The following is a 13,999-nucleotide window of genomic DNA, read 5'->3' as shown; positions in this document are numbered from 1 at the left end:
GTTATTAAAAACCATATATGAAGAAAAAAAAATACACCCTTCGGAAATTTATTAACGACATCCATTTATGGTTAGGAATTGGAAGTGGAATCATCTTAGTGATAATCTGCCTTACAGGAACTGTTCTTACTTTTGAAGAAGAAATAAAAAGTCTTTTTGCGGAAGAAGTAATTGTTTCGCCTACTACAGAAATTCTTCCTATAGAAAAATTGAAAGAAACCCTTGCTTCCGAAGGCGAAGTGATGCGTGTCACCATTAATCTTGAAAAGACAAAACCTTATGAGTTTTCGGTAAAAACGAATGAAGAAGACAGACGTGGAACTTCTTTTTTTATAGATCAGTACAAGGGTAATTATGTGAAAAAAGCTGAAAATCCATTAGACGGTCTTTTTATGACAAACTTTAAATTGCACCGTTGGTTATTGCTAGATTTGAAAATAGGTAGGCCCATTGTTGGGATTGCAACCATTATCTTTTTAATAATTTCCATCACTGGAATTGTACTTTGGTTTCCGAATAAGAAATTAAAAAAACTAAAATGGAAGAGTCTAAAACCCGGTTTCAAAATCGATTGGCGTGGAAAATGGAAACGAATAAACCACGATTTGCACGTTACTTTAGGCTTTTACACTGCTGTATTTTTAGTGATTATGTCGCTCACCGGACTGTTTTGGTCTTTTGAATGGTACAGAGATGCGGGAAGCGCTGTTCTTGGTACAGAAGTTTTCGGAGGTCGCGGCGGCGGTCCGAAAATAGATTCTAAAATTCCTCAAAATGAAGATACCTTAAGTTTTGCTGAAATATTAAAAATCACAGAAAGCGAACTTGTTTTTGAAGGAACAACTGTTTTCCAAATTCCTAAAGATGAATCAGAAATTTTTAGCGTTCGAAAATATCACGATCAAGATTTTCTTCAAACTGCTTCAGACGAACTAAAAATTGATCGCGATGGAAGTATCATTTCAAAAGAACTTTTTTCAGAAAAACCTTTAAATGTTCAGATTGCGAGCTCCATAAAAGCAATTCATACGGGAACTATCTTTGGATGGTTTTCAAAAACCATCTACTTTATTTCCTGCTTGATTGCTACAAGTCTTCCAATAACTGGAACTATTATTTGGCTGAATAAGTTGAATAAGAAAAATAGAAAAAGCAAGAAAATGCAGAAGGTTAAAGTTAAGGAGTAGTGCTTGAAACTTGCAATATTTTTCCGTTGTAGAATTTATTTCCGGTAAGAGAAAAATTCATAATATACTGCGCCATTTCGGTTGCTGAAAGTGGCGCTTTAAATCCTGGGAAGGCTTCTTCCAGCATTTCAGTTTGCACAGAGCCCAAAGCCATCACATTGAAGGAAGGACCTGTTTCTTTGTATTCTTCAGCAAGCAATTCGGTTAAAGTAATGATTGCACCTTTACTACTACTGTATGCGCTTAGACCAGGAAATTTAACGCTTCCCTGAATGCCGCCCATACTACTAATGTTCACTACGTGTCCTTCTTTCTTCATAAACGGAAGCACTGTTCGCATCAATGAAGCAACGCCAAAAACGTTTACATCATAACATTTTTTGAATTCTTCCGCAGAAATTTCAGCGAAAGGTTTGTTTACTAAATAGCCTGCATTGTTTATTAAAATAGCAACAGTTTTCATTCCCGTTTGAAGAAAAGCTGAAAGTTTTACAATTTCAGATTCGTCTGCAATATCGAATTCTAGTGCAGTAACATTTTTCAGTTTTAAATCTGAAATTGGTTTTGAATTTCGTGAAAGTGCTAGAACATTGTGGCCCGCTTCAGAAAATAGTTTAACCATTTCGAAACCGATGCCGCGGGAAGTTCCTGTAATTATTATGTTTTTCATGTTTTTTAAATATCAGTAGGCGCTTGAATAATCTCGTGCCTACCACAATTGGTTAAACAAACATCGTTACAGGATTCTCAATATACTGTCGTAATGTTTGTAAAAATTTCGCACCCGTTGCGCCATCCACAGTTCTGTGATCGCAGGCCAAAGTTACTATCATTGTATTACCAACTGCAATTTGACCATTTTTAACAACTGGTTTTTGAACAATTGCGCCAACAGATAAAATTGCGGAATTTGGTTGGTTTATAATAGATGTGAATTCAGTGATTCCAAACATTCCAAGATTTGAAACTGTAAACGTACTGCCTTCCATTTCGGCTGGTGTAATTTTTTTATTTCGCGCTTTTCCAGCAAGTTCTTTTACATGTCTGCCAATTTGAGAAAAGGTCATTTGGTCTGCAAATTTTAGAACAGGAACCAATAATCCCTCATCAACCGCAACTGCCACACCAATGTGGATATGCTTTGCGATTCTGGTTGCTTCTGGAGTCCACTGACTATTTACTTGCGGATGTTTTCTTAAAGCCATCGCACAGGCTTTTATAACCATATCGTTAAAAGATATTTTTACATCTGGATCTGCATTAATCGCTTCACGAGCGGCAATTGCGTAATCCATATCCAACTCAACAGTTAAATAATATTCTGGTGCAGAGAATTTAGATTCAGCCAAACGTTTTGCAATTGTTTTACGCATTTGGGAGTTTTTCACTTCCTCAAAACTTTCGGTTCCTACTGGAGTGTAAGCTTCTCCGCCACCAGCAGCTGGCTGGTAGTTCTCAATATCACTTTTTATGATACGTCCATTTTCGCCGCTTCCGTTAACTTGACGTAGATTTATTCCTTTTTCTTCAGCCAAAACTTTAGCTAAAGGCGAAGCGAAAATTCGGCCTTCGTTTGTAGTTTGTGAAGACTCAGATTTTTTATCTAAAGTAGTTTCCTTCTTAGTTCCTTCTTTTTCTGAAGCATTATCAGAACTTTTCTTTTCTTCTTTTTTATCTTCTTTTTTATCTTCTTTGGAAGACTTTTCTTCTGAAGAAGTTTCCTTTTTGCTTGAAGACTTTCCTCCTTTTTTATAATTTTCCAATAGACCAGAAAAATCAGTTCCTTTTGGGCCAATTATAGCAAGAACTGCATCAACAGGAGAAGAATCGCCTTCATCTATAGCTATTTTGAGTAATGTGCCTGAATAGAATGATTCAAATTCCATCGTGGCTTTATCGGTTTCAATTTCGGCAAGAATATCGCCTTCTTCTACTTTATCACCTTCTTTTTTGAGCCAAGATGCAACAGTTCCTTCGGTCATTGTATCGCTTAGTCGTGGCATTGTAATTATTTCAACGCCCTCTGGTAATTCAGCAGAATCTGAAGAACTTTCAGATTTTCCATCTTCGTCTGAATCTTCGTCGTCAGATTCCTCTTTTTCATTAGCATCTTTTTCTGAAGAATCATCATCTTCTTCCTCATCTTCAGATTTATCCTTCTTTTTATCAGATGATTTTTTTTCATCTTTGGATTCATCTTCCTTCGATATTTCTTTCTTATCCGAAGATTTTCCGCCAATTAAATCTGAAATATCTTCGTCTTTTTTTCCAATAATAGCCAAAAGAGTATCCACTGGCGCGGTTTCACCTTCATTGAGACCAATGTGAAGCAATGTTCCTTCGTGAAAAGACTCAAACTCCATCGTGGCTTTATCGGTTTCAATTTCGGCAAGAATATCGCCTTCTTTTACGGTATCGCCTACTTTTTTAAGCCAGGTTGCTACCGTTCCTTCTTCCATCGTGTCGCTCAAACGCGGCATGTTTATTACTTCTGCCATTTTCTATAATTTATCTGATAAAAAAGGATAATCCTCTTGTTCGTAAACAACGTCAAACATTAAATTTTTGTCTGGATATGGAGATTCATCTGCGAATTTTTCACATTCTTCCACCTTGGCTTTTACCTTCTTGTCAATCTTTTTAATTTCAGCCTCAGTTGCCCATTTATTTTCGTAAATCTGGTGAAGCACATAAGTAATTGGGTCTTCTTCTTGCTTTTTAGCCACTTCTTCTTTGGTGCGGTAATGTTGCGCATCACTCATTGAGTGACCGCGATAACGATAGGTTCTTAGTTCCAAAAATGTTGGGCCATCACCACGACGAGCTCGTTTTATTGCTTCGTCCATTTCTTTTGCAACAACCTCTGGTTTCATTGCATCTACTGGTTTGCAAGGCATTTCATACCCTAAACCAAGTTTCCAAATATCTGTATGGTTTGCGGTTCGCGCAACGGAAGTTCCCATTGCATACCCATTGTTTTCAACACAGAAAACTACTGGAAGTTTCCAAAGCATAGCCATGTTAAAAGTTTCATGAAGCGAACCTTGACGCGTTGCACCATCGCCCATATAGGTTAGGGTTACGGAATCTCTATCAAAATATTTATCTGCGAAAGCCAGACCAGCTCCTAAAGGAATTTGTCCACCAACAATACCGTGTCCGCCGTAAAAGCGATGTTCTTTAGAAAAAATATGCATCGAGCCACCCAAACCTTGGGAAGTTCCTGTTCCTTTTCCGTAAAGTTCTGCCATTACTCTTTTTGGATCCACGCCCATACCGATTGGCTGTACGTGGTTTCTGTAGGCCGTTATCATTCTGTCTTTAGTAAGATCCATTGCGTGCAAAGCACCAGCTAAAACGGCTTCTTGACCATTATAGAGGTGTAAAAAACCTCTTACTTTTTGATTGATATATACTTGCGCTAGTTTATCTTCAAACTTGCGCCAAAAGAGCATGTTTTCATACCAATCTAGGTATGTTTTTTTGGTGATTTTTTTCATCTATACTTTTATTACAGGGACAACAAAAGTAGCACTTTAAAAGGGAAAGCACCAAATTCCAAAATCCAAATAACAAAGAAATAACAAATTTCAAGTTCCAATTTCCAAATAAGTACCAAAAAACAAATCCCAAATAACAAATAAGCACCAAATTCCAAAAAACAAATTCCAAATTCTAAAACTCAATAATCAAACCACATATTAAATTCGAATTTAGAATTTTATATGTGGTTTTTGGAATTTGGAACTTGGAATTTATTTAAAGATACTTGGCATCAAAACCCAATGGCAGCAAATCCATGACCGAAGCCACTTTAATGATTTCACCTGTTTCGCCCATAAAGTAGATTGCGATGGGGCTTTTTTGTTTTTGCTCGTACTCTGCTAATGATTGTCTGCAAGCTCCACAAGGCGCAATGGCTTCTGAAATTTCATGATTTTCGGAGCGAACCGTTATAGCTAACGAGGTTATAGTTTGATTCGGAAAGTTTGCTCCTGCGCTAAAAACCGCAACTCTTTCAGCACAGAGACCTGAAGGATATGCAGCATTTTCCTGGTTGCTGCCTAAAACTATTTCTCCAGAAGCAAGCTGAAGCGCCGTCCCAACCCTAAAACGTGAATAAGGCGCATAAGCATTTTCACGTGCTTGCTGCGCCTTATTCATTAGTTCTTGAATGTCTTTTGGAAGTTCTGAAATGGTTTCAAAAACTTCTAGCGAGATTTCAATTTTTTGTTTTTTCACTTGTTTGTTGATGAGTTTAAATGTTTAGGAGTTTAAGGGCTTATTAGCCTGTCCGCCAAAACGGTAAAGTAAAATGAAACTCTTTGTTTTCACATCTAAACTTATAAACTTTTTCCTAATACTCGTCGTAAGTATCGCCAAAGTTGAAAGTCAACCCAAAACGGAGCGTTCCATCCAATGGGCTATTTGCCAACTTAGAGGTAGAAAACAGATAGGATAAGTCTATACCTATGAAGGTATAGCGGAAACCTGCTCCAATAGTTGCAAATTTTCTTCCTCCTTTTACATCACTTTCATTAAAATAACCACCTCTCAATGCAAAAACATCTTGGTACCAATATTCTGCGCCCAAAGCCCAAGTGAATTCTTTTAATTCTTCACTAAAACCATCTGGGGCATCACTGAAAGATGAAAAGATACCGCTAAAAAAGCTTTTGTTATAGTAGTCGTCTTCTTTGTTAATATTACCGTCGTTATTTGAATCACTAGGCGTTGGAACCAATAATTTGTTCACTTCTGCTGAAATACCCACTTTGTTATATTCATCAAGAATGAAATCAAAACCACCACCAAGGGCAAGGTTTGTTGGAAGGTTACTTTCTGAACCTACTTCGTCATATTTCAGTTTTGGACCAATGTTTGAAATGTTGAAACCCAATCTCCAACGACCGTCAAAATCGTCATAAGGTATTTCTTCACTTTGATAATAACCTGCAACATCTACCGCAACAGAACTAGCTGCATTTGCATCTTCTACTGATGTTTGCAGCTTTAAGTCTGAACGAATATATCTACCAGCTACAGCCATAGAAAATCGCTCACTAAGTCTAAGTGCATAGGAAACATCGAAGAGAAGTTCGTTTGGTTTCACAATTACTGGAATATCATCTGGTCTTTCGCGAAGTTCTATTTCACCTTGACTGAAATAACGAAAACTAGCTGCAACAGCGCTTTGCTCGTTCAATCTGTTATAATAAGTAAGGTTTCCTAAAAATATATCATTCACCAATTTATTCAAGTATGGTGTATAGGTAGCACCTACTCCTTGTTTTGACAATGCAAAGGCATATTTTGCTGGATTCCATTGTTGTGAAAAAGCATCAGCGGAAGTTACAACACCTATATCACCCATACCACCTGAACGCGGATCGGCGCCTATTAACATAAACGGAACACCTGTGGTGATTACACGATTTTCAATTCCTGCATTATCTGGCGGAGGCGGAGGATTAGTCTGTCCTATGCTTTTAAAAGCAACTAATCCGATTATAACTGGGATAATTAATTTCTTCATATTAAATAATTTTGAGCAAATATAATTTTAATTTTTAAAGGATGACGAGTTTCTCGAATTTTTCAACCCGCTGATTGGTTAACGCAGATCTTACCGTTATCTTATATACATATACACCTTTTCCAATACGATCGCCAAAATCGTCGCGGCCATCCCACTTAATTTCTCTGCTTAAATAGCTGCCTGATGGTGGTAAAGAGGCATTCTTAGTCCAAACTACTTTTCCGGTCACGGTAAATACTTGCACTTGCACATCTAGTGTTTCATCTGGTCTGTTGTGGTTGAACCAAAATTCAGTATAGCTTACAAATGGATTTGGATAATTAAGCACTTTTGTAATTTCAAGTTTGCCACTGCCAGCTACAATGAACTGTATTTCGGCAGTGGATGAATTGTTGTAAACGTCCCAAGCTTTTAATGTTAGCGTATGCAACCCATCTTCCAAATCGCGAAATTTGTAATGGGTTTTACCTTTTGTGTAATCATCTACTTCTGCTTGGTAAAATTCGTTCATAACAAATGGATTGGATTCATCGCCATCCAGAATGGCTACAATATCATGACCAATTCCGCTAGCGGTGTTTATACCGTTTGGATCCTCCAGTTTTGCTAAAAGAATTGGCGCATTGTCCGTAATTCCTCCTGAAACAAAACTTTCGTCGTTCATATAAAGCCGAATTAATGGACCTTCATTGTCTTCAGGCGCATCTTTGTTAAGACCACCTACATTTAAATCTAAGTTTACACCAGTTTGGTTTTCCAGCACGTCATTTCTTTTTGAATAAAGACTTACTCTACCTTTGCCCACTGGAATTTGTATATCGCGCGGCACTACGAATTCAAATTCAAAAACACCATTGGCAACACTTGCTTGCCCGTTAAAAAGCCCTTCACCCAGCGTTATGAAATTCATTATAAAACCCTGATTATCATTATCCAAAGTTTGGCGCATTACGTTTTTATCAAAAAGTTTTGCCTCCAGTACTCCATTATAATCTGTCATTAATGTTCCATCCGCATTTATGACTTCGCCTTCTAGTTTAATTTTACTCAATGCCTTTAAGGTATCTGTTGCCTCGCCAATTGGCACCCCATTAAGTTTGGTAAGCCGAATGCTTTTCTTTGGAAAGGCTAGTGGCATTGCAGGATCGCCTATATAAAATATAACCCGCCTCAACGCTGTACCTGTTTGGTTTTTTGCTTTTCTAAGACCTACAGCAGGTGGTTCGGGTATATCCCTTTCATAACCAAATAGCTGATTCCCCAGTTTTTTGTTTAATGCTATTCCATCAGATATATAAACCGCTCTAGTTGTAGTAACCAATGAAATGGCACCCCCTTCTTTGTTTTGAAAGGTAAGTTCTCCGGCAGTAATTCTTTTAGGGTTGTCAAATTTTGTGAATTCGCAGGTAACAGTTATAACACACGGAAGTTTATCTTTATTTTTTAATTCCAAAGCAGCTTCTTTTGTATATATGGCTTCATTAGCCAAACCGTCCTCACCTCCGTGACCAAAATAATCTATAATTATTGCTCCGGCCTCAAAAGCTGTTTTGATGGCGTCATTAACTTCTGGATAGCGATTACCACCTGCAGATGCTTCTTGTTGGTAAGAGTCTGAGTGTATTTTTTTTACATTAATAAATGGCTTTTTCATTGAAATTGTATCACCAATTTTATCAAGTTCAACTTCTAAATCTTTCTCACCAGATTTATCATTATCGTCAGAGATAAGAACAAAATTATTTCTCCAATTGCCATAGGAAGATTTTGTGTTGTATCTTATAATTTTATCCACCATTGCGTTTGCTAATGAAACATTGTCAACAACAATCCTACCTATTGCCACGTCCAATTTGTCAATATCAGATAATTTTTCACCGTCATCATCATAAACGTTAGAACCAATGGTTCCTTCACAAGGATCCATATTTCCAAAGAAATCGTCCGACATAAAAGAACTACTTATACTGGTACCTGTAAGTGTTTGATATGTAGGCACGTTGTTATTATTTCTAGTAATCCTATTCTTATAATCTATGGAAGTATCGCCCATTATTCCCAGATATTTTATGCGTTTCGAAGGAGATGAGGCATTATAATAAACGTATCTAATAAAATTTCTAATGGCACTAATTTCCTGTCTGCCAGAGCTGAATTCTTCATAAATTTTATCTGTTGTCACTACTTTTACGTTAAGCCCTTGAAATTCCTTATTATGTTGTGCTAAGCGCAATGCAGGCTGAATAAGAAATGGCGCTGTAATAATAAGATAGTCCACATCTTTAAAATTTCCAGACTCATCCTTAAAAATTGTTCCTTTTAAGTTTTGGTTTTGAACCGAAGATTGAGAAATTTTAGTAGGAACATAATAGTTATTTGGGTCTACTGCCACATAGTTTCGCACCTCGCCAAGAGTTTGCTTAAAACTGAACGATGAAGCATTGCCTTCATTTTGCTTTGAAGTGATAAATTGCGTATCAGTTACATCCCAAACCTGCGAAAATTGGGCGGCATTGCTTATTTGATATTCCCCTACTCCAGAGGTGGTAGCCGCATCGTTATGGCGAAAAGCCAATTGCCCTTCTGCGCCCATTAACTGCCGCACTGCCCAGATTCCAATATAATCTAGATATCCAATACTAGATGGATTTCCTGAATTATTATAGGCTAAATCTACCGTAACGGTTGCAGTGCTTGCAGGAATCTCCTTCACTAATTCTTTCATGCTTAAAAGCCCATCGTCTCCAAGACGATCAAAATTAATCGGGTCTAAGCTGGCGCTATTAATTGAAACCGCCATAGAAGTGCCGCTTTCTGAAGCGGCAGCGGCTTTAACAGTCAACTTCATTGGTTTACTAGGAATAATATTTGGAAATTCAAAGCTAAAACTTTGTTCGTCCTCAATATCAAAACGGTTTCCGAACCATTTTCTACCTAACAAGGTTGGACTTACTTCGTCTATTTCATGAAATTGGTAGTCATCAAACTCATTTATGCTTAAGCTAACAGCTCCTGTTGGTTCCACCATTGGTTTTACTCGTTTTCCTGAAGCACCATCTGCTGTAACATAATAATAGGATTCGTCTGCATAAGGGTTAAGGTTAGAGTCGTTCTCTCTCACATATCCTTGAGTGCTAGTTCCATAAAAAAGCACAAAATCGCCGCCATCAAAACTTCCATCTTCTTCACCCACAACTTGTATGTCATTTTCCGGAAGATCAAAAAAACGGGTTTGTCTGTTCAGCAAAGGCAATGATTTTCCACCGTGACCATACACTTTAATATTCCGAGGATTAATACCGTCTGTGTTCATTCCCAAACTATTTAGGAATGCTTTATCAAGTTTGTAAATTCCAGTGTTTTCAACTCTAAATTTGAACCAAGAGCCGCTTGCAAGCACAGAATTGGTAATTGCTGGCGGTTCCCCTATGCATATTCCGCCATACCTATAATTAAGATCAAAAGATAGCACTTTTTGGTAGCTTCCATTATTATTAATTATCGGAGAAATATTAAAAACAGTGTAAAGCACATCTCTACCCATTGTGCTTCCAATATGGTATTCAAGTTTTTTTGGCAAAGATTGAGGTGTTATTTTTTTTAGTTCTTCGGAAGAAACCACTCCAAAACGAACATTTGTAACAGTTAAAGAATTTTCGTCTGCGAAATCACCATCTACCCATTGCGTAGTATATTGGACAGTTTCTTTGCTCAATTGAAGCTTAAGCGGATCAAAATTCTTATCGTCAGAAGATTCTTTTCCTCCAAAATCAGGAACACCAGAACTATTGTTGCCCCAGTTGATAGTTATGCTTTTAGACTGCGCCATTCCCAAAAGAGGGAGCGCAAATAAAATAAAAAGTAGTATCGTTTTTCTCATTAGTACCAATAACGCTTCAAATATACACTTAGTATAAGCAGCATTTTAAACTCTTCAAACAAAATGATATTAGGATAATAATTTTAAAACTAATACGTTTGCATACCGTATTGGTCGTAATACCTATTAAAAACTCACAACGCAATAATAACAAAATATTATTGTGTTTTTATCGTTAATTACTATCTTGCGAACCCAATTTTATCATAATTGAATCTATGATGTTAAGAAAAAATCTTGCTTTAAATCTATTTATCACTGTATTAATAGCCTCATTTTTTGTGGCTTGCAACAAAACTAGAGACTATAAAGACAGTTCCCGAGCAACGGGCTGGAAAATGAATTCGAAAGAAGGCGGCTTCCAGTATGACCCCAAAACTAAAGAACAGGAGACAGGCCCAGGCCTTGTTTTTGTTGAAGGTGGAACGTTCACCATGGGAAAAGTTCAAGACGATCCTATGCACGACTGGAACAACACACCTACTCAACAACACGTTCAGTCTTTTTATATGGACGAAACTGAAGTAACCAACCTAATGTATCTTGAATATTTAGATTGGTTGAAGAAAGTTTTCCCTCCATCTGACGAAAACTATAGAAGAATATATGAAGGCGCAGTACCAGATACACTTGTTTGGAGAAACCGTTTAGGTTTTAACGAAGTAATGACTAACAATTACCTTCGTCATCCTGCTTATGCACTCTATCCAGTAGTAGGTGTTAGCTGGATCCAAGCTGTTGAATTCAGCAATTGGAGAACAGACCGTGTTAACGAGGCTGCTTTAGAAAGCGCTGGAATTACTTCACGTAACGCCAGATATGATGCAAAACCAGGCGAAACATTCAATACAGAAACATATTTAAATGCTCCAACCTTAGCTTATGGTGGAAATGATTCTATTACCCGTGGTGGAAAAAAATCAGAATCTATAGCAAAAAGAAGCAAGGACAGTACAAACCTATACATTTCGCGTAAAGATGGTTTACTGCAACCAGCTTATCGTCTTCCAACCGAAGCAGAGTGGGAATATGCAGCACTTGGTTTAGTAGGAATTCGTAATTATAATGTTTATAGAGGAAAGAAAAAATATCCTTGGGAAGGACAATACACACGTTCTGGAAAAAGAAAATCTCGTGGTGACCAATTGGCCAACTTTAAACAAGGCGATGGTGATTACGGTGGTATTGCAGGATGGAGTGATGACGGAGCAGATATTACAGCCGAAGTAAAATCATACGAACCAAACGATTATGGGTTGTATGATATGGCAGGAAACGTTGCCGAATGGGTTGCAGATATTTACCGCCCTATTGTAGATGATGAATTTAATGACTTCAACTATTATCGTGGAAACGTTTACACTAAAAATGCTATTGGTGAAGACGGAAAAGTGAAAGTAGTTACAAAAGATTCAATAATATACGATACTTTGAGCAATGGTAAAATCATTGCCCGTAACTTACCTGGAGAAATTCTTCAAGTACCAGTTGACGAAAACGAAACTTATTTACGCACCAATTTCTCGAAAAGTGACAACCGCGATTATCGTGATGGTGACAAGAGTTCATCTCGTTACTATCAGTCTTTTGCAGATGAAGCTGACGAAAATGGTGATGGCACAAAACGTATGTACAACTCACCAGTTCAAAAAGTAAGCGCAGATAGCACAGGCTCTCTAGATCGTCAATATGATAAGTCCTCAACCAGAACTACTTTAATTGATAACGAAGTTCGTGTGTTTAAAGGAGGTTCATGGAGAGACAGAGACTATTGGTTAGATCCTGCTCAAAGACGTTATTTTCCACAGGATATGGCAACAGACTATATTGGTTTTAGATGTGCAATGAGCCGCGTAGGTTCTAAGAGCAAAAAAGGTAAACGTGCTAGAAACTAACGTATAAAAAATTATAAAATCAACCCTCCTTGGCATACAGCTTCGGAGGGTTTTTTAGTATATTTATTTTATGACTATAGAATTGCTCCACAAATATTTATTGGATAGTAGTGGTGTTTGCACAGACACCCGAAAAATAATTCCAAAATGTATCTTCTTTGCTTTAAAAGGCGATAATTTCAACGGAAATCTTTTTACTCAGGAAGCGCTTGACAAAGGAGCTTTCAAAGTAATTGTTGATGAAATAGCCTTCCATAAAAATACGGGGGAAACGATTTTTGTTGACAATGTTTTATTGACGCTTCAACAATTAGCTCAATTTCATAGAGAATTTCTTAGTCTTCCTATAATTTCTTTAACGGGAAGCAATGGAAAAACTACTTCCAAAGAGCTTATAAATGCAGTGCTTTCACAAAAATTCAAAACCGTTGCCACACCAGGAAACTTGAACAATCACATAGGCGTTCCCTTAACGCTACTATCGATGAATAAGGAAACCGAGCTTGGGATCGTGGAAATGGGCGCCAACCATTTAGGCGAAATAAAAATGTTAAGCGAAATAGCCGAACCAGATTACGGCTACATAACCAATTTTGGTAAAGCGCATTTAGAAGGATTTGGGAGTATTGAAGGCGTAGTTCAAGGTAAAACCGAGCTCTATCAATTTCTGAAAGTGCATAATAAGAAAATATTTGTAAACGCGAACGACCCGAAACAATTATCCAATTCCGATGGAATTGAAAGAATAACTTTTGGCACGCCTCAAAGTGATTTTGATGTAAACTTATTAGATAGTTCCCATCACCTTTTGGTAGAATTCAAAGGAATAAAAATTCAAAGCAATTTAGTGGGGGCTTACAATTTTGCAAATATTTCTGCGGCAATTGCTATTGGGGCTTATTTTAAGGTTTCTTCAGAAGAAATAAAGAAAGGTATTGAAGGCTACGTTCCAAGCAACAACCGTTCGCAGTTGATGACGAAAGGTTCTAACACAATCTTAATGGATGCCTATAATGCGAACCCAACCAGCATGCTGGCAGCTTTGGAAAACTTTAAACAGGCAAATGGCGATAACAAAATTATGTTTTTGGGCGATATGTTTGAACTGGGAAAAGAAGCAGAAACCGAGCATCAAAACATAGTTGATTTTTTAGTTGAAAACCCTTTTGGAAAAGTGTTTTTAGTGGGAAGTAATTTCTTTAAAACAAAAAATAACACCTCGCACATTTATCAATTTGAAACATTTGATGCATTGAAAACAGTCATTGAAAACAATTCGCCAAAAAATGCAACTATCTTGATAAAAGCTTCAAGAGGGATGGCTTTGGAGCGGGTTTTGGAGTTGATTTAGGTTGCTTGAGTTTATTTAAGGGAAGCTTGTGGGGTTTTTTACTTGTTTATTACCACAGTACTTTGTGGTACCACGTTTTTTAATTAATTCTGAAATATTAATGTGATTCCCAAGACTATTAGCATAATTATGAAAGCCCAAGAATTA

General features: G+C 37.2%; 9 protein-coding genes. 3 read left to right on the top strand and 6 right to left on the bottom strand.

Going from position 1 to position 13,999, the window contains the following annotated elements; all coding sequences use genetic code 11:
• Nucleotides 1–17: 17 nt before the first annotated feature.
• Nucleotides 18–1,187: a PepSY-associated TM helix domain-containing protein gene (locus AEQSU_RS08545; RefSeq protein WP_014782461.1), complete on the top strand. Its 1,170-nt coding sequence runs from the start codon at nt 18–20 to the stop codon at nt 1,185–1,187.
• Here the strand turns inward: AEQSU_RS08545 and AEQSU_RS08540 are convergent.
• From AEQSU_RS08540 to porU, 6 genes are all read right to left on the bottom strand, one after another.
• Nucleotides 1,177–1,857 (bottom strand): SDR family NAD(P)-dependent oxidoreductase, encoded by a 681-nt coding sequence (locus tag AEQSU_RS08540; RefSeq protein WP_014782460.1) that lies wholly within the window; start codon nt 1,855–1,857, stop codon nt 1,177–1,179. The genes AEQSU_RS08545 and AEQSU_RS08540 overlap by 11 nt on opposite strands.
• A gap of 52 nt (nt 1,858–1,909) precedes the next feature.
• A complete protein-coding gene (locus AEQSU_RS08535) occupies nt 1,910–3,685 on the bottom strand; it encodes a pyruvate dehydrogenase complex dihydrolipoamide acetyltransferase (protein ID WP_014782459.1) in 1,776 nt (591 codons plus the stop codon).
• A gap of 3 nt (nt 3,686–3,688) precedes the next feature.
• Nucleotides 3,689–4,687, bottom strand: coding sequence for a pyruvate dehydrogenase (acetyl-transferring) E1 component subunit alpha (pdhA, locus tag AEQSU_RS08530; protein WP_014782458.1), 999 nt, complete (start codon nt 4,685–4,687; stop codon nt 3,689–3,691).
• Between the two features lie 259 nt (nt 4,688–4,946).
• Nucleotides 4,947–5,429, bottom strand: a complete 483-nt coding sequence (gene cdd / locus AEQSU_RS08525) for a cytidine deaminase (protein ID WP_014782457.1) — start codon at nt 5,427–5,429, stop codon at nt 4,947–4,949.
• 115 nt (nt 5,430–5,544) lie between these two features.
• Nucleotides 5,545–6,723 (bottom strand): type IX secretion system outer membrane channel protein PorV, encoded by a 1,179-nt coding sequence (gene porV, locus AEQSU_RS08520; protein ID WP_014782456.1) that lies wholly within the window; start codon nt 6,721–6,723, stop codon nt 5,545–5,547.
• A gap of 34 nt (nt 6,724–6,757) precedes the next feature.
• Nucleotides 6,758–10,606 carry a type IX secretion system sortase PorU gene (gene porU / locus AEQSU_RS08515; protein ID WP_014782455.1) on the bottom strand — a complete coding sequence of 1,283 codons (3,849 nt, stop codon included), beginning with the start codon at nt 10,604–10,606 and terminating at the stop codon, nt 6,758–6,760.
• Nucleotides 10,607–10,827: 221 nt separating this feature from the next.
• On the opposite strand from porU, the gene gldJ reads away from it, so the two are divergent.
• On the top strand, nt 10,828–12,501 hold the full coding sequence (gene gldJ / locus AEQSU_RS08510) for a gliding motility lipoprotein GldJ (RefSeq protein WP_014782454.1): 1,674 nt from the start codon (nt 10,828–10,830) through the stop codon (nt 12,499–12,501).
• A gap of 70 nt (nt 12,502–12,571) precedes the next feature.
• Nucleotides 12,572–13,852 (top strand): UDP-N-acetylmuramoyl-tripeptide--D-alanyl-D-alanine ligase, encoded by a 1,281-nt coding sequence (locus AEQSU_RS08505; protein WP_014782453.1) that lies wholly within the window; start codon nt 12,572–12,574, stop codon nt 13,850–13,852.
• Nucleotides 13,853–13,999: the final 147 nt, after the last annotated feature.

Origin of the sequence: Aequorivita sublithincola DSM 14238 (genome assembly GCF_000265385.1) — a bacterium.
GTDB classification, from domain to species: domain Bacteria; phylum Bacteroidota; class Bacteroidia; order Flavobacteriales; family Flavobacteriaceae; genus Aequorivita; species Aequorivita sublithincola.
The sequence above is the reverse complement of the archived record's forward strand: the minus strand, read 5'-3'. Positions and strand labels throughout refer to the sequence as shown.

Excerpts from the sequence above, each read along its gene's own strand:
- AEQSU_RS08545 (WP_014782461.1), top strand. The coding sequence starts at position 18 with ATGAAGAAAAAAAAATACACCCTTCGGAAATTTATTAACGACATCCAT.
- AEQSU_RS08540 (WP_014782460.1), bottom strand. The coding sequence starts at position 1,857 with ATGAAAAACATAATAATTACAGGAACTTCCCGCGGCATCGGTTTCGAA.
- AEQSU_RS08535 (WP_014782459.1), bottom strand. The coding sequence starts at position 3,685 with ATGGCAGAAGTAATAAACATGCCGCGTTTGAGCGACACGATGGAAGAA.
- pdhA (WP_014782458.1), bottom strand. The coding sequence starts at position 4,687 with ATGAAAAAAATCACCAAAAAAACATACCTAGATTGGTATGAAAACATG.
- porV (WP_014782456.1), bottom strand. The coding sequence starts at position 6,723 with ATGAAGAAATTAATTATCCCAGTTATAATCGGATTAGTTGCTTTTAAA.
- porU (WP_014782455.1), bottom strand. The coding sequence starts at position 10,606 with ATGAGAAAAACGATACTACTTTTTATTTTATTTGCGCTCCCTCTTTTG.
- gldJ (WP_014782454.1), top strand. The coding sequence starts at position 10,828 with ATGTTAAGAAAAAATCTTGCTTTAAATCTATTTATCACTGTATTAATA.
- AEQSU_RS08505 (WP_014782453.1), top strand. The coding sequence starts at position 12,572 with ATGACTATAGAATTGCTCCACAAATATTTATTGGATAGTAGTGGTGTT.